Source organism: Ochrobactrum chromiisoli, from assembly GCF_026241335.1.
Classification (GTDB): domain Bacteria; phylum Pseudomonadota; class Alphaproteobacteria; order Rhizobiales; family Rhizobiaceae; genus Brucella; species Brucella chromiisoli.
The window spans coordinates 1,287,709-1,302,155 of sequence record NZ_JAPHAV010000001.1; the positions used below are offsets into that span (position 1 = coordinate 1,287,709).

Consider the following 14,447-nt stretch of genomic DNA (forward strand, 5'->3'; position numbering starts at 1 on the left):
TTATGGGTAGGGTTTACACAACCATTCAGGGCGAAATGCTGGATGCTATCTGCCGTAAGGTCTACGGTGATGAAAGCGGATATGTTGAACAGGTGCTTGAAGCCAATCCGGGTCTTGCTGGCTTGTCGCATCGTTTGCCGATTGGCACAAAAATTCATCTGCCAGACTTAAGTCCGGCAGATGATAGTCAATCTGTGGTGTCACTCTGGGATTAGCTTATCCAGCGTCTACCTGAAACATGGTTTTCAAGAATGAGGTCCATGTATTTGCAACCTCACCGACGCAGGTGAATGTTTGGCCCTTCTTAATTTTGGAAACTTGATCAGTCCATTTTGATGACATCCCGCAGCGCACGAGAATACTTCGACCGATATCAACGTCAACCCAATAGCCTGAGAATGTCCCTTTTTCAACTTCAGTAACCTTGCCAGTTAGCTGGTAGGTCTTGCCGGACATATTGCTCTCCCACCACTTCTCCTGTTCCAGCTCGGTTTTGTTCTTCGAAATTCCTGCGCTTATTTCAGATGCTGTTATTGTAGGCGGAGCATCGACAGTGGGTGCGGTGAGCGTTTCTGTAGATTGAGATCTAATATGTTTTCCACTCAATACGGCGGCATCTATTGCGGGCATTTCTGGATTTTCTTGACATGTTAAATACAGACTAAGGTAAATGCTTTCACTTTCTTTTGTAGTTAGTTCGGAAAATTTTCTACCTGTTTCAGATAGGTAAGATCCCAGCGCAACAATGTTCACGTTGAAACCGTTGCCACCTATTTTTTTATTGTTTGAGTTTTCTGCAACTAGTTTCTGCATGTCGACTGCGTAGTCTTTGCAAGTTATCGGATGAAGATCGTCGGCCATAGCGCTCGAGCAAAACAATGCTGTTAGCAGCGTGAAAACACTCTTTCTTAACACTTGAATTCTTCCCCCTGTGTCGGATGATTATAATGAAGACTCCAGCCTTTGAAATAAAAGTCAACGGCAAAGCTGTCGCGTCCATTATGAATGAACGCCTCATTTCTTTGACTGTTACCGATAAAGAGGGTGTTGGCTCGGACGCCGTCGATTTTGAAGTTAATGACGGCAACCCCTTTGCAGAAATACCAAAGAAAGGTGACGATCTCGAAGTGTCCCTTGGCTATCTGGAAACGGGGATATTAGCTTTCGGCTCTTATACGATTGATGATCCCGAAGTCCGCTGTCTGCCATATGGCATGAACATCAGGGGCAGGGGTGCTAATGTCCGCGACAAATTCAAACAAAGCCGTTCGCGCCACTGGGACGAAAAGACCGTCAAAGAAATCTTGCAGCAGATCGCGTCCGAGAACGGCTTGCAGCCTGTCATTGATGATGAGGTTGCAGCGCATAAGTATCCATGGTTTGGGCAGCAAGATGAAAGCGACATGCACGTCTGTGAACGTCTTGCGCGTATTCATGGTGCATTATTCTCGATCAAGGATGGCAAGCTGGTTTTTGCAAAGCGGGGCAGTGGCAAGTCTGCCACCGGCAAGGATCTAACGCCTATTGTGGTTGGGCCGTATGAGATCGTGCAGGGCACCTGTCGAATAAACTTTGCGTATCGAAAGAAGATCAAGAAAGTGCGGGCTAAAACTCGCGACAGGGCAACGGCTGAAACTGTCGAAGTCGAGGAAGATAGCGACGATGAGGGTACAGCCGATTACAACCTGAAAGAAAACTACGGTTCGGAAGCTGAAGCAAAGAAAGCCGCTAAGTCAAAAGCTGAAAGTTTGAAATCTGAAACAGTCAAAACGTTTGTGACTGTTTTTGGAGATCCGTCGATCCGTGCGGGCGCTCCATTCAGTTATGCAAATGTCCGTCCAGAGATTGACGGAATGGAATTCATAATCGAGACGGCTACGCATAAGATCTCCAAGGCCGGTTATACCACGGACATTGAGGCCAAGCTTAAGCCGGTCGCAGATAAATCAAAGTCGACCGACAAGAAAAAGTCGACGACGCCAAAAACAAATCAAAACAGTCCGAAAACACCGGAAGTTCCCGTGCCTAAGCCGCAGGCTCCTGCTGTTTCAACGCCTTCTACAGGCGGCTCTCCTATGGGCTGGGGCATTGGTCGCGCATAGCGCGAAATCGTAACAAACAATCGAGATCACAATGAAATACATCATCGGGAATTACCCGATCACCTTTCTCAAGTGGGTGATCTTCGGGCTGCTATTGCTTGGCCTGAAAGTTTTTGCCGTGATCTTGTCGCCAGCGCTGGCGTTATGGTCCGTCTTGGCGGGACGAACAATCTTACCCTATCCGTTTTCGCTGTTTCACACCCATGATGACGATCTGGACGGCGGGCAACACCAATTAGGTTGGCCGCAGGTCTCTAGCTTTAAACTGTGGTGGCAGCGAACGAAATGGATTGCCCGAAACCCGGCATATGGCTTTGCGGCGCACGTGCTTGGGTTTTCGACGGTGGGTGTCGTGACAAGCTATGAGCTCATAAAACGTAACTTCGATTGGTCAAAACCTGATGCCCGATACGAGTGCGTAATGCATGATGCTAAGGGCCGAACGTTCTTTTCCTACCGCTCTCGCTTTAAGATTTTTGGCAAGCAATGCGGCTGCTGGATTGGCTGGAATTATGCAGCCTATGACGGGAAAACGCATCAGCTGAAAATCGCGGTTATCTCAATCTCAAAATAGAGGCTGTCATGCAGCTTGTGCCCGACTGGCGGCACGTCTTGCGAAAGGCGTGGTCTGTCCGCCTGATCCTGCTTGCCGGTCTGCTGACCGGGTTTGAAGTCGTGTTGCCGCTGCTCGGCGATGCTTATCCAATCCCTACAGGCCTATTCGCAATTCTGTCCCTCGTCGTGACGATGGCAGCTTTTGTGATGCGCCTCGTTTCTCAAAAGGTATTCCGTGATGGTGAGTAGATTGAAAAAGGCCGGTATCGGCGTGTCTGTGGCAGGTGCTGCGGCTATTGCCCTTGTAGGTGGTTATGAAGGCCTGCGGCTCAAAAGTTATCCTGACATCGTCGGTGTGTGGACCGCTTGCTATGGCGAGACCCGCAATATCAAGCCGGGGATGAGGTTTAGCAAAGCCCAGTGCGATCAGATGCTTGCTGACAGGCTGGTCGAATTTGAACAAGGGATGCGCAAGTGCCTGGTTAAGCCTGACACAGTGCCTATCCAGCCATATATCAGCTTCGTTTCCCTCTCATACAACATCGGTACAGGAGCGTTTTGTCGTTCAACTGTCGTTCGTAAGGCCAACGCGGGGGATTTGCGCGGCGCTTGTGACGCCATTCTGCTTTTCAATAAAGCGGGCGGTCGCGTTGTTAAAGGATTGGTCAACAGGCGGACTGACGAACGGAAACTGTGCCTTGAGGGCCTCAAGTGATGTTCGGCCTTCTCGATTATCTCAAAATAGGAGCGGGGATTGCAGCAGGGTTCATTCTCGCTGCGGCTTACTACAATGGCATCCCGATCCTGAAAGACATTCCGTACGTTGGCAGAGCGTTCGAAGGGCAGGCAAAGAAGGGCTTGGTACCAGAGTTTCAGGTGAAGGCACTTGAAGCCCAGATAGCCGAGGAGACACGGCAGCGGAAAGCGGGGCAGTTCGTTATCGCCTCCTATCAGGTGCAGCTGCAGAACGCTCGCGCTGCGGAAGCCGCTCAAATGGAAAAAACGGAACAGGAGATAGGGGATTATGAAAAGCGGCTTGCTGAGGCGGGGCGGGCTTGCCTGCTTGACGGCAATGATATTGAGTTCCTGCGCCAGCGATAAGCTGTTGCAGGAAGCTGCTGTGCAAAAGGGGAAAGCACACGCGCGGGTAATCCTTCCAGCCTATCCGGATGACTGCCGGCTGAAGGAAGCGCATGCGCCTTTGATTGTCGGTGCTGAGATCCGATCGATCTTAAGGCGTGAGAGACAAGCGTTGGCAAAGCAGAATGCTCGCACTGATCGCTGCGCCGGTTTTTATGACGAATTGGTCGAGGGGATGAGGTGATGCCAATGGATACGGAAGCGCCAGTCGTGGGCAAGATGATCGACTTGCCCGATGAAACCCGTGAGTTCCTTTCCCAGCTACGAGAGGAAGATATAGACCTGATGAAGGACGGGCTTGATCTAATCCGTTCGCTGCGCACGATTGGCCGCTTCATGCGGTGGGTAATCCTTGGCGTACTCGCCATCCTGATCGGCGTAGTGTCGCTGTATGAAAACACTGTGAAACTTCTGGCATGGTTTCAGAAGTAAACAAAGCCCCGCTCGTGCGGGGCTTTTTTGTTTGTGCTGTGGTAAGCGATTAGAAAAACATAATCAAATCATACGGCCCGTTCCTGTCCCACTTTTCTGCAAGCGATTGAATTATCTCGCTTTGTGTAGAACCTCCCGGACTCCGACGTTAGTAACGATAAGGTGGCGTGAACGCTCCATATTTTACCATCATATAGATTGCTGCTACGGACATGATTACAGGAATAATGAAACCTTGGATCCATACGTAGAAAAACCCAAAAAGTGAAATAGCTGTAAATTTCTTTCCAGCGTGTTCCAGTCTTACGGAATACAATTCTACATTAGTTACGAAGTCCCTGTGAAGACGCTTGTTATCTTCGTCGAGTGATTGAAAATCACTACTTTTCATATAGAAATTGTTGAATTCTTTTAATGCTTTAATGCCACCCCAAATGAAATCGCTATTAATTTTCAATTCAGTTCCGAAATTCGTTGTAATGGCGCTCTGTGAGTACCATAGGCGGAAAGATATGAGGTCGCCTAACCACTTAATCAGGTACGAGTAAGTGTACCATAGAGTCAAAGCAAGTAAGCTAACATCTACAATTGCGCTAGGAAAATCCATTCCAAGTAATTTAAAATCGTTGATGGGTAGTTCATATGCTTTGGCTAAAATAGTTATACTTGTTACCAGAAAGAGTTTAACCTGTGACTTCTCTGTAGTATCAGTAAGCACATCGCGTCCGCTAATCTTCGGCATAACGCCCCCGCTCAATTTATTTCTGTTGAAGTATGGTTAATAAAAATAACTGATGCCGTATCAAGGTGTCAAAAGGCTCACCGGCATTATGAACAAAAATATCTTCTGTTATTCATCTGGCTCTGTGCCGGTGTAGCCGCGATACATGCCCGCCGAAACAACCTTAATGGCTGTCGCTGTTTCTTCAGCTGACCAGCCTGCTGCAACCGCATCATCGATCAAGTCTCGTATCCCCGGCACGCCTGTGTCGGCAATAGCAGCTGCGGCATCAGCTTCTGATGTGCCTGATAATGTTGCTTGCTCGATCAAGTCTGCAATGCCTTGCGCTACTGCTTCCTGACAATCCAGATCGCGATCTGGGTAACTGCCTGCTTGTTTTGGTTTCAACATGGTGCTCTCTCCCTTTTTAGGAGAGCAGGTAGCGCGCTTATTATCTTCGTCCAGCCAAGGCGTCCTCACCTTGCTGCTTATGTTCGTAGCAAAACCAAAGTTGGCCATACTTCGTTTTGTAACCGTATGTGCCCCATGCCTTGCATTCGTCAGCATCGCACCAATGCTCCCACTTGCCGCCGGGCTTGGAAACACGGCCATCATCGGTTCCGTATCCGCTCATGCCAGACCACCCACAAACCCGCTCATTTCTTTGAGGCGCACCATGGAAAGGCGCATTGTGCCTTTGCAGCCTCTCCCCTTGCAACGTGCCATGCTCTCAATCTGATCGAGATAGAGTTGCGACCGATCAACAGTCTCGCAGAGCAATATCTTATCGGTGTAGGCTAAACGGTTACACTTCCGGCAGATCAACTCCAGCTTTTGATCATCTGCCAGATCGCCAACTTTGATTGTCGTTTTCCAGTTTCCCATCACCAAAAGTCCTCAGCGGATGGTATGCGGGTGTAACTGATCTTTCCGCCTACGTGTCCGCCTGCCGGTGGCTTCCATTCCCCCATGCTGACGATGGTGCCGGAATATTTGCTGTTGAGTTTATCGACGGCACCGTTTGCGCGTTCCCATTTCTGGCGCAGATGATCGTCATTGTTGAGCAGATCGATTTGGCGCTCGTCGGCTGGCGATAGATCATACAGGGTGACGCCGACCCGGAAGATCGTGGTTCCTCTAGGAAATTCGCGGCGGACACGGTTCCAGAGTGCATTAAGGCCAGCCAAGATTGCTTGATCGTCATTCACGACGGATAGCCCTTGTTTGCCCAGCCATGAGCCGTCATGGATCGAAAGCCAGAGCCATAGACCTCCAGCGTAGAAGTTTTCGCGGCGCAGGCGACGTGCGGCTTTTGTCAGCAAGAGGCGTGAGATTTCGTAAGCGCCGTCGATCTTGCGGGATTCTGGCGGCAGCACGCGCCCATGGCCAAACATGCCGCGCTGTTGCTCTGGCGCTTGGATGTCATATCCATGCAGGGCATACCAAAGCCGCTCACCGTTCACGTTGTTCCAGATCTTGCGCATGTGCTTCGGTTGCAACGCGTAAAGCTGTTCTGTCGTGTACACGCGGTTTTTGTAAAGCCGTTGCGCCAAGCTCGATCCAATGCCCGGAATGTCTTCCAGTTGGATTTTCAGTAAGGGTGCTGGCATCGATGCCGGATGCCAGATCGCAAGGCCGTTGCCATAACTGCCGTGACGTTTACTTTCGTCTTTCCCAGCCTTGCACGCGATCTTCGCCAGCTGGCGGTTTGCTGCAAAACCAATCGAGCTGGTGATATATGGCCCGATGTTGTCAGCGATAGCGGCCTTGATGCGTGCTGATAGCAATTCAGGATCACGCTTGCCACTATCGTCCAGTACGCACGTCAGCTCATCGATACTCTTTGCCGTATCAATCGCAATGACGGTTTCAATCTCGCAGAGCAGGGCATTATGAGCGCGACGATATAGGTCTGGTTTCTGTGGCACGAGAATGAGATCCGGACAAACCCGCAGCGCGTCCTTGATTGGCATCACATTCTTCACGCCCAGCGCTTTCGCTTCTTTAGAGCAGGCGATCACGGCGGTTCTATTGGTGCCTTCAAACGGAACAACACCGATTGGCCGACCTCGTAGCCGCTTGTCGCACTGCTGCTCGACCGAAGCAAAGAAGCCGTCAAAGTCGAGATACAGCCGTTCAATCGTCTCAGGCAGGCGCATTTCAAACTCCAGAAAACAGGGCGCACGAAACCTGTCCCGAGTACATAGGCACTAAGGAACATATTCCGCAATTAGGGGAATGTTCCTAAAATGTTCTCATTTTATGAATTAGTCAACTCTGCATTTTTTCGATGTGGAAATGATGTGGATTAATGGCGGCTGTTGTTCGCGTAACATCGGCAGTCATTTTCCGACCTGATTTTCACTAATGACATCTCTTCGGTGTTATAAAATTCGGCCTTGAATTGGCTGGAATTCATTCCGATCTTGTCTTTTGTCGGCTGTGATTGTAGTAGGTGCGCCAACGTGTGATTTTGCAGCGCAATCTTGCGTTACGCACAGTGACACAAAATGGGATACAAGCCTACCGGATTGGTGGATATTGTGTAACAAAATCAATAGATGGGGTTAGGTGCGGCTGCTCTCTATCCGCACCAACTGCTGCAAGGCAACAGAATTTCTCTCCCGCGACAAGGCACATAGGCCGGCAACGGCGGGACAATGACAAGAAGTGAAGGTTTGAACATGCAGGTTACCGAAACGCTCAATGAAGGGCTGAAGCGCGAGATTAAAGTCGTGGTTCCGGCCGGAGATCTCGAAGCCAAGCTCTCTGAGCGGCTCGAAACTGCGCGTGGTCGCGCCAAGATTAACGGTTTCCGTCCAGGCAAGGTGCCAACGGCACACCTGCGCAAGACCTACGGCAAGTCCTTCATGGCTGAGATCGTGAACGAAATCCTCAACGATTCGTCGCGTTCGATTCTTGCGGACCGCAACGAAAAGTCGGCAACGCAGCCCGTCGTTTCGATGTCGGAAGACGAAAAAGAAGCTGAAAAGGTTCTCGACGGCAAGGCCGATTTCGTTTTCTCGCTGACCTACGAAGTTCTGCCAACGATCGAAGTCAAGGACTTCACGAAGATCGCTGTCACCCGTGAAGTCGTCGATATTTCGGAAGAAGAAGTTGACGAACAGGTCAAGCGCGTTGCTGCTTCGACCCGTACCTTTGAAGCAAAGAAGGGTAAGGCCGAAAACGAAGATCGCGTAACGATCGACTATCTCGGCAAGCTCGATGGTGAACCATTTGAAGGCGGCGCAGACACCGATGCGCAGCTCGTTCTTGGTTCGGGACAGTTCATTCCTGGCTTTGAAGAGCAGCTTATTGGCCTCAAGGCTGGCGACGAGAAGGTTATCAACGTAACTTTCCCTGCTGAATACGGTGCGGCGCACCTCGCAGGTAAGGAAGCAACCTTCGACATCACCGTAAAAGGCGTTGAAAAGGCTGGCGAACTCGTTCTCGACGATGAAACCGCTAAGAAGCTCGGTATTGAGTCGCTTGAGCGTCTGCGTCAGGTTGTTCGCGAACAGATCGAAAGCCAGTACGGACAGATCACCCGTCAGAAGGTAAAGCGTCAGATTCTTGACGCGCTTGATGGCGATTACCAGTTTGAAACCCCGGAAAAGCTTGTTGAAGCCGAATTCAACAACATCTGGCAGCAGATCAACTTCGACCTGCAGCAGGCTGGCCGCTCCTTCGAAGACGAAGAAACCACGGAAGAAGCTGCTCGCGAAGAGTATCGCAAGCTTGCTGAACGTCGCGTTCGTCTCGGTCTGGTTCTCTCCGAAATCGGCGAAAAGGCTGGCGTAGAAGTTTCTGAAGAAGAACTGCAGCGCGCTGTCTTTGATCAGGTACGCCGCTACCCAGGTCAGGAAAAGGAAATCTACGAATTCCTGCGCAAGACGCCGGATGCCGTTGCGAACCTCCGCGCGCCAATCTTTGAAGAAAAGGTCGTTGACCATCTGCTCGCAAACATCAACGTGACCGACAAGAAGGTCTCGAAGGAAGAGCTGACCGCAGAAGACGAAGATGCAGCTTCGGAAGCAAAGCCAGCCAAGAAGGCTGCGCCTAAGAAGAAGGCCGCTCCTAAGAAGAAGGCAGAAGAAAAGTCCGACGAGGCTTAATTCTTTTCACGCCCACTTTATCAGAAGGCCGCGCAATGCGCGGCCTTTTTCGTTTCATCTCCTGCAATTGATTGGCCGAAAAGCTTGCATCGTTGAGGGCTTTGTTCTAGCCAGTATGCAATCCGTTTTTAGCTCAATCCGAATATTTGCGAGCCAGCATGTCCCTTATCGATACGCGTATACCTGAACCAAAACGTTTCATTTCTGGCGCAACTGGCGACTGGGAAGTGGTCATCGGCATGGAAGTCCATGCGCAGGTTACGTCCGAGTCGAAGCTGTTCTCCGGTGCCTCCACATCCTTTGGTGCTGATCCGAATGCCAACGTATCTCTGGTTGATGCTGCCATGCCAGGCATGTTGCCGGTGATTAATCTTGAATGCGTCAAACAGGCTGTCCGTACAGGCATTGGTCTGAATGCGCAGATCAATCTCAAGTCGGTTTTTGATCGCAAAAACTATTTCTATCCCGATCTGCCGCAAGGCTATCAGATTTCGCAGTTCAAGCAGCCGATTGTTGGCGAAGGCAAGATCATGATCTCCGTTGGTCCTGACAACAAGGGCCAGTTCGAAGATGTTGAGATCGGCATTGAGCGTCTGCATCTCGAACAGGATGCGGGCAAGTCGCTGCACGACCAGCATCCAACCATGTCCTATGTCGATCTGAATCGTTCCGGTGTGGCGCTGATGGAAATCGTTTCCAAGCCAGACCTGCGTTCGTCTGACGAAGCACGTGCTTATCTGACCAAGCTGCGCACGATTGTTCGCTATCTCGGCACCTGTGACGGCAATATGGACGAAGGCTCGATGCGCGCTGATGTGAACGTCTCCGTTCGTCGTCCGGGCGGTGAATTCGGCACGCGTTGCGAAATCAAGAACGTCAATTCGATCCGCTTTGTTGGTCAGGCGATTGAAGTTGAAGCACGTCGACAGATTGCTATTCTGGAAGACGGTGGTTCAATCGATCAGGAAACCCGCCTGTTTGATCCTGTAAAGGGCGAAACCCGTTCGATGCGCTCAAAAGAAGAAGCGCATGACTATCGCTATTTCCCGGACCCCGACCTTCTACCGCTCGAATTCGATCAGGCTTTCGTTGATGCGCTTGCCACTGATTTGCCTGAGTTACCCGATGTCAAAAAAGACCGCTTGGTCGAAACGCTCGGCATTTCGGTTTATGACGCTTCGATTCTCGTCTCGGAAAAGGCAATTGCAGACTATTACGAAGCGGTGAGTGAGGGTCGTGACGGCAAGCTGGCTGCAAACTGGGTCATCAATGATCTTCTTGGCGCATTGAACAAGGCTGGCAAGGACATTGAAGAATCGCCTGTTTCGCCAGCGCAGTTGGGCGGCATCATCGATCTGATCAAGGACGGAACAATTTCCGGCAAGATTGCCAAGGAACTCTTTGAGATCGTCTGGAATGAAGGTGGCGATCCGAAGAGCCTCGTTGAAGAACGCGGTATGAAACAGGTCACGGATACCGGTGCGATTGAGAAAGCCGTTGACGATATTATCAGCGCCAACCCGGACAAGGTTGAACAGGCCAAGGCCAAGCCAAGCATGGCGGGTTGGTTCGTTGGTCAGGTGATGAAGGCAACAGGCGGCAAGGCCAACCCGCAGGCCGTCAATGATCTGGTTAAGTCCAAGCTTGGGATTGAAGAATAATGTGGGTTCGCAGCGCCAGTGAGGCCGATCTGAAGGCTGTGCACGAGTTGCTGGTTTCGACTTGGCATGCGACCTTCGATGACGTTCTTGGCCGGGAGACGGTCGACGCCGTTACCGGAAAATGGCACTCGGTTGCAGCACTCAAAGCCAATCTCAAGAAGCCATATTCGGAATTTATCGTTGCAGATAACGGCGAGGGCGGTATCGATGGAATGGCTTTTGCAAGCCAGACCGGAGAAGGCAAAGCCTCGCTGCACCAGCTTTATGTGCGCCCCGAAGCGCAGGTACAGGGCATCGGCACAATGCTTCTGGCAGAAGTCGAAATGGCTTTCCCGGGTGTGAACACGATGCGCCTTGAAGTGATTGAGCGCAATGAAAAGTCGGTTCGTTTCTATGAGCGCAAAGGCTATGCGCGGGTTGGGCGCAGTGAAGATTGGGGTGATCCCAATTGCAAGGAACCGGTGCTGATTATGGAAAAGTCTCTTGAAGGCTGGAGCATGTAGGAACGCGTTGCTGCCGCTTCATACTCTTGTGACAGCGGCAACTTGCCCCTTGCGTTGCGCGTTTGATAGGGCCATAAGCGTTGAAAACCCGGCAGTTTTACTGCCTGTGGCAATAACGGATCTGGATAGGTCATGAAGAAATTTCTTACGCAAGTCTTCACATGGTGGAATGGCCAGACACTTGGCACCCGCTTTCATACCTGGCGCAAAGGCGAACGGGTTGGTGAAGACGAGTTCGGCAATATTTACTATCAGGGTGGTAAAGACTCTGAAGGTCGTACACGCCGCTGGGTCATTTTCAATGGCTATGCGGAAGCAAGTGCTATTCCTCCGGGCTGGCATGGCTGGATGCATCACCGTGTTGATACACCGCCAAGCAAGGAAGATTACAAGCCGCGCGACTGGCAGAAGCCACATTTGCAGAACCTGACAGGTTCGCCGCTGGCTTATCGTCCAAAAGGTGCTATCGCGATTCCGGGAACGCAGCCTGCGGAACGCCCGCGCGTGACCGGCGAATACGATGCCTGGACACCGGGCAGCTAAGTTTTATGAAAAGATCGGCGTGTGGTTTACCGCCGGTCTTTTTCTTTAGCGTCATACTGCAAAAGCCCTGAGGATAGATGTTTGCGAAGCATTGTTGCTTGCAGCTGGGCTACGAATCGTCACAATTGGCGATTAGAAACGATTGCGGCTCTATATTTAACCAGATTGTACGGATATCCGTTTTGACGAAGCATTCTCCCGGCACGGCTGTTAACGGAAAGAACTGGATAATGAGTGCTGCGAAACTCGCTTTGCTCACAGCTCTCGCTGGTACATTGAGCTTTAATACAGCCTATGCAGAGCGCATTTCCAATCCTGTTGCCGAATTTTCGGGGTTGGACAAGATCACTGGGCGCATCACAACCTTTGATGTTTATATCAATGAGACAGTGCAATTTGGTGCGCTGCAGGTAACGCCCAAGGTTTGCTATTCTCGCACTGAGAATGAGGCACCGCGCACAGATGCCTTTGTCGAAGTTGATGAAATCACACTTGACCGAAAAATCCGCCGGATTTTTACAGGCTGGATGTTTGCGGATAGTCCTGGCTTGAACGCCGTTGAACACCCGATTTATGACGTATGGCTGAAGAACTGCAAGCAGTCTTCTGACGTCCCGCCGCCTGATCAACGCAAATAATCTTGAGATTCAGAATAAAGCTGTTCCCTGAAGCGCGTCTTCGAGCAGCTTTTCATATTTCTTGCGCCGGACTTCGATCGCACCGAAGCGCTCAAGATGCGCGGTCGTGAACTGGGTATCGAGCAGCACAAAGCCCTGCCGCTTCAGATGTTCCACCAGAAAAGCGAGGCAGACCTTTGATGCGTCACGCTTGCGCGTAAACATGCTCTCGCCAAAGAAAGCGCGTCCCAGCGTAACGCCATAAAGTCCACCCACGAGCTTACCCTCATGCCACGCTTCAACGGTGTGGCAATGACCGGCATCAAAAAGCTGACCATAAGCTTCGCGAATTGGCCCGTTAATCCATGTGCGTGCTCGTTCGCCGGTGCCGCTTGCGCAGCCGTCGATAACTCCCTCGAAATCGCTGTCGAGACGGATTTCAAAAACTGCTTGCCGGATGGTTTTTTGCAGGCTTTTCGGAACGTGAAAGCCATCAAGCGGGATGATGCCGCGTTTTTCAGGACGAACCCAGAAAATCTCCGGGTCATCCGCTTCTTCTGCCATCGGAAAAACTCCGGTGGCGTAGGCCCGCAGGAGCAACTCCGGGTCGATTGAATAGTCGTCCGGGGAAGCTCCTGCGGTCACTTTACTTATGCACCTGGTGTTTCAGACTGCTTGGCCAGATATTTTTCCAGCCAATGAATGTCGTAGTCGCCATTGGCGATGTCCTGATTGGAAATCAGGTCCTGGAACAGGGGCAGGGTCGTCTTGACACCATCGACCACGAACTCATCAAGTGCGCGACGCAGACGCATCATGCATTCAACGCGGTTGCGGCCATGAACGATGAGCTTGCCGATGAGGCTGTCATAGTAAGGCGGGATGCGGTAGCCGGAATAGACGCCCGAATCCACACGAATGCCAAGGCCACCCGGCGTATGGTAATGCGTGATCAGACCCGGTGAGGGCGTAAAGTTACGCGGATCTTCCGCATTGATACGGCATTCAATGGCATGACCGGAGAAGCGGACTTCATCCTGCTTGACCGAAAGACCGAGACCTGCTGCCACACGGATCTGCTCGTGTACGAGATCAATGCCGGTGATCGCTTCGGTAACCGGATGCTCCACCTGCAAACGGGTGTTCATTTCGATAAAATAGAACTCGCCGTTTTCATATAGGAACTCAATCGTGCCAGCACCGCGATAGCCCATGTCGGCAACAGCATTGGCGCAGACCATGCCGATCTTGTCACGTGCTTCAGCGTTCAACGCTGGGGAATTGGCTTCTTCCCAAACCTTCTGGTGGCGGCGCTGCAACGAGCAGTCGCGTTCGCCCAGATGGATTGCATTGCCTGCACCATCGCCCATCACCTGAACTTCGATGTGACGCGGCTTTTCGAGATATTTCTCGATATAGACTGCATCGTCACCAAATGCCGCACCCGCTTCGGTACGAGCGGTTGAGAGAGCGACTGAGAGGTCTTCCTCGGTGCGTGCAACCTTCATGCCGCGACCACCACCGCCGGCGGATGCCTTGATGATGACCGGATAGCCGATTTCTTTTGCGATGCGCTTGGCTTCGTTTTCGTCGGTTACACCGCCATCTGAACCCGGAACGACTGGAATGCCAAGGCGCTTAGCCGTGCGCTTGGCTTCAATCTTGTCGCCCATGATACGGATATGCGAAGAGGTTGGTCCGATGAAGGTAATGCCGTGTGCTTCAAGAATTTCAGCAAACTTAGCATTTTCCGACAGGAAGCCGTAGCCCGGATGGATTGCATCCGCGCCTGTGATTTCGCAAGCGGCAACGATTTGATGAATATTCAGATAGCTGTCGCGTGATGGAGGCGGTCCAATGCACACACTTTCGTCCGCAAGGCGAACATGCATCGCATCGGCGTCTGCCGTGGAATGAACTGCGACCGTCTTGATGCCCAGTTCTTTACAAGCCCTGAGCACGCGAAGAGCGATTTCGCCACGATTGGCTATGAGTATCTTTTGAAACATTGCGCTTTGCTGCCCGTTCATTGAATAAGCCGAAATTCTTCTGACCAAA

General features: G+C 51.3%; 19 protein-coding genes. 12 read left to right on the plus strand and 7 right to left on the minus strand.

Going from position 1 to position 14,447, the window contains the following annotated elements; translation table 11 throughout:
* The first annotated feature begins 2 nt into the window (after positions 1 to 2).
* A complete protein-coding gene (locus tag OPR82_RS06375) occupies positions 3 to 215 on the plus strand; it encodes a tail protein X (protein WP_265983714.1) in 213 nt (70 codons plus the stop codon).
* A 1-nt stretch (position 216) separates the two neighbouring features.
* Here the strand turns inward: OPR82_RS06375 and OPR82_RS06380 are convergent, their stop codons facing one another.
* Positions 217 to 813, minus strand: coding sequence for a hypothetical protein (locus tag OPR82_RS06380; protein ID WP_265983715.1), 597 nt, complete (start codon positions 811 to 813; stop codon positions 217 to 219).
* A gap of 134 nt (positions 814 to 947) precedes the next feature.
* On the opposite strand from OPR82_RS06380, the gene OPR82_RS06385 reads away from it, so the two are divergent.
* The 6 genes from OPR82_RS06385 to OPR82_RS06415 all read left to right on the plus strand — a co-directional run bounded on the left by OPR82_RS06385 (position 948) and on the right by OPR82_RS06415 (position 4,229).
* On the plus strand, positions 948 to 2,102 hold the full coding sequence (locus OPR82_RS06385) for a phage late control D family protein (RefSeq protein WP_265983716.1): 1,155 nt from the start codon (positions 948 to 950) through the stop codon (positions 2,100 to 2,102).
* A gap of 31 nt (positions 2,103 to 2,133) precedes the next feature.
* The gene (locus OPR82_RS06390; RefSeq protein ID WP_265983717.1) at positions 2,134 to 2,676 is read left to right on the plus strand and encodes a DUF7338 family protein; all 543 of its coding nucleotides are present in this window, start codon (positions 2,134 to 2,136) and stop codon (positions 2,674 to 2,676) included.
* A gap of 8 nt (positions 2,677 to 2,684) precedes the next feature.
* A complete protein-coding gene (locus tag OPR82_RS06395) occupies positions 2,685 to 2,906 on the plus strand; it encodes a DUF7940 domain-containing protein (protein WP_265983719.1) in 222 nt (73 codons plus the stop codon).
* The gene (locus tag OPR82_RS06400; RefSeq protein WP_265983720.1) at positions 2,896 to 3,372 is read left to right on the plus strand and encodes a lysozyme; all 477 of its coding nucleotides are present in this window, start codon (positions 2,896 to 2,898) and stop codon (positions 3,370 to 3,372) included. The genes OPR82_RS06395 and OPR82_RS06400 overlap by 11 nt, the downstream gene beginning before the upstream one ends.
* Positions 3,372 to 3,758, plus strand: coding sequence for a hypothetical protein (locus tag OPR82_RS06405; RefSeq protein ID WP_265983721.1), 387 nt, complete (start codon positions 3,372 to 3,374; stop codon positions 3,756 to 3,758). The genes OPR82_RS06400 and OPR82_RS06405 overlap by 1 nt, the downstream gene beginning before the upstream one ends.
* A 222-nt stretch (positions 3,759 to 3,980) precedes the next feature.
* Positions 3,981 to 4,229 (plus strand): hypothetical protein, encoded by a 249-nt coding sequence (locus OPR82_RS06415; protein WP_265983723.1) that lies wholly within the window; start codon positions 3,981 to 3,983, stop codon positions 4,227 to 4,229.
* Positions 4,230 to 4,377: 148 nt separating this feature from the next.
* On the opposite strand, the gene OPR82_RS06420 is transcribed toward OPR82_RS06415, so the two are convergent.
* The 4 genes from OPR82_RS06420 to OPR82_RS06435 form a co-directional block, all read right to left on the minus strand.
* Complete coding sequence (locus OPR82_RS06420; RefSeq protein ID WP_265983724.1) at positions 4,378 to 4,971, minus strand: hypothetical protein; 594 nt, start codon at positions 4,969 to 4,971, stop codon at positions 4,378 to 4,380.
* 108 nt (positions 4,972 to 5,079) lie between these two features.
* The gene (locus OPR82_RS06425; RefSeq protein WP_265983726.1) at positions 5,080 to 5,361 is read right to left on the minus strand and encodes a hypothetical protein; all 282 of its coding nucleotides are present in this window, start codon (positions 5,359 to 5,361) and stop codon (positions 5,080 to 5,082) included.
* Between the two features lie 219 nt (positions 5,362 to 5,580).
* Entirely contained in the window at positions 5,581 to 5,835 is a 255-nt protein-coding gene (locus OPR82_RS06430; RefSeq protein ID WP_265983728.1) for a hypothetical protein, read from the minus strand.
* A complete protein-coding gene (locus tag OPR82_RS06435; protein WP_265983729.1) occupies positions 5,835 to 7,109 on the minus strand; it encodes a Y-family DNA polymerase in 1,275 nt (424 codons plus the stop codon). The genes OPR82_RS06430 and OPR82_RS06435 overlap by 1 nt, the downstream gene beginning before the upstream one ends.
* Before the next feature lie 525 nt (positions 7,110 to 7,634).
* Here OPR82_RS06435 and tig point away from each other — a divergent pair.
* From tig to OPR82_RS06460, 5 genes are all read left to right on the plus strand, one after another.
* Positions 7,635 to 9,065, plus strand: a complete 1,431-nt coding sequence (tig, locus tag OPR82_RS06440) for a trigger factor (protein ID WP_265983884.1) — start codon at positions 7,635 to 7,637, stop codon at positions 9,063 to 9,065.
* A 158-nt stretch (positions 9,066 to 9,223) separates the two neighbouring features.
* A complete protein-coding gene (gatB, locus tag OPR82_RS06445) occupies positions 9,224 to 10,726 on the plus strand; it encodes an Asp-tRNA(Asn)/Glu-tRNA(Gln) amidotransferase subunit GatB (protein WP_265983731.1) in 1,503 nt (500 codons plus the stop codon).
* Positions 10,726 to 11,229 carry a GNAT family N-acetyltransferase gene (locus OPR82_RS06450; RefSeq protein ID WP_265983733.1) on the plus strand — a complete coding sequence of 168 codons (504 nt, stop codon included), beginning with the start codon at positions 10,726 to 10,728 and terminating at the stop codon, positions 11,227 to 11,229. Before gatB ends, OPR82_RS06450 begins: the two co-directional genes overlap by 1 nt.
* Before the next feature lie 132 nt (positions 11,230 to 11,361).
* Positions 11,362 to 11,772, plus strand: coding sequence for an NADH:ubiquinone oxidoreductase subunit NDUFA12 (locus OPR82_RS06455; RefSeq protein WP_265983735.1), 411 nt, complete (start codon positions 11,362 to 11,364; stop codon positions 11,770 to 11,772).
* Positions 11,773 to 11,954: 182 nt separating this feature from the next.
* A complete protein-coding gene (locus tag OPR82_RS06460) occupies positions 11,955 to 12,410 on the plus strand; it encodes a DUF2155 domain-containing protein (protein WP_265983737.1) in 456 nt (151 codons plus the stop codon).
* Positions 12,411 to 12,419: 9 nt separating this feature from the next.
* On the opposite strand, the gene aat is transcribed toward OPR82_RS06460, so the two are convergent.
* Together aat and accC are read right to left on the minus strand one after the other, a co-directional pair.
* On the minus strand, positions 12,420 to 12,989 hold the full coding sequence (aat, locus tag OPR82_RS06465) for a leucyl/phenylalanyl-tRNA--protein transferase (protein ID WP_265983885.1): 570 nt from the start codon (positions 12,987 to 12,989) through the stop codon (positions 12,420 to 12,422).
* Between the two features lie 50 nt (positions 12,990 to 13,039).
* Positions 13,040 to 14,398, minus strand: coding sequence for an acetyl-CoA carboxylase biotin carboxylase subunit (accC, locus tag OPR82_RS06470; protein WP_265983739.1), 1,359 nt, complete (start codon positions 14,396 to 14,398; stop codon positions 13,040 to 13,042).
* Positions 14,399 to 14,447: the final 49 nt, after the last annotated feature.

Bases quoted from the DNA above. Each gene is read 5' to 3' on its own strand.
- gatB (WP_265983731.1), top strand. From the start codon at position 9,224: ATGTCCCTTATCGATACGCGTATACCTGAACCAAAACGTTTCATTTCT.
- OPR82_RS06400 (WP_265983720.1), top strand. From the start codon at position 2,896: ATGGTGAGTAGATTGAAAAAGGCCGGTATCGGCGTGTCTGTGGCAGGT.
- OPR82_RS06455 (WP_265983735.1), top strand. From the start codon at position 11,362: ATGAAGAAATTTCTTACGCAAGTCTTCACATGGTGGAATGGCCAGACA.
- OPR82_RS06405 (WP_265983721.1), top strand. From the start codon at position 3,372: ATGTTCGGCCTTCTCGATTATCTCAAAATAGGAGCGGGGATTGCAGCA.
- OPR82_RS06425 (WP_265983726.1), bottom strand. From the start codon at position 5,361: ATGTTGAAACCAAAACAAGCAGGCAGTTACCCAGATCGCGATCTGGAT.
- OPR82_RS06430 (WP_265983728.1), bottom strand. From the start codon at position 5,835: ATGGGAAACTGGAAAACGACAATCAAAGTTGGCGATCTGGCAGATGAT.
- OPR82_RS06450 (WP_265983733.1), top strand. From the start codon at position 10,726: ATGTGGGTTCGCAGCGCCAGTGAGGCCGATCTGAAGGCTGTGCACGAG.
- OPR82_RS06420 (WP_265983724.1), bottom strand. From the start codon at position 4,971: ATGCCGAAGATTAGCGGACGCGATGTGCTTACTGATACTACAGAGAAG.
- OPR82_RS06385 (WP_265983716.1), top strand. From the start codon at position 948: ATGAAGACTCCAGCCTTTGAAATAAAAGTCAACGGCAAAGCTGTCGCG.
- OPR82_RS06375 (WP_265983714.1), top strand. From the start codon at position 3: ATGGGTAGGGTTTACACAACCATTCAGGGCGAAATGCTGGATGCTATC.
- OPR82_RS06395 (WP_265983719.1), top strand. From the start codon at position 2,685: ATGCAGCTTGTGCCCGACTGGCGGCACGTCTTGCGAAAGGCGTGGTCT.
- OPR82_RS06415 (WP_265983723.1), top strand. From the start codon at position 3,981: ATGCCAATGGATACGGAAGCGCCAGTCGTGGGCAAGATGATCGACTTG.
- OPR82_RS06390 (WP_265983717.1), top strand. From the start codon at position 2,134: ATGAAATACATCATCGGGAATTACCCGATCACCTTTCTCAAGTGGGTG.
- OPR82_RS06435 (WP_265983729.1), bottom strand. From the start codon at position 7,109: ATGCGCCTGCCTGAGACGATTGAACGGCTGTATCTCGACTTTGACGGC.
- tig (WP_265983884.1), top strand. From the start codon at position 7,635: ATGCAGGTTACCGAAACGCTCAATGAAGGGCTGAAGCGCGAGATTAAA.
- OPR82_RS06380 (WP_265983715.1), bottom strand. From the start codon at position 813: ATGCAGAAACTAGTTGCAGAAAACTCAAACAATAAAAAAATAGGTGGC.
- accC (WP_265983739.1), bottom strand. From the start codon at position 14,398: ATGTTTCAAAAGATACTCATAGCCAATCGTGGCGAAATCGCTCTTCGC.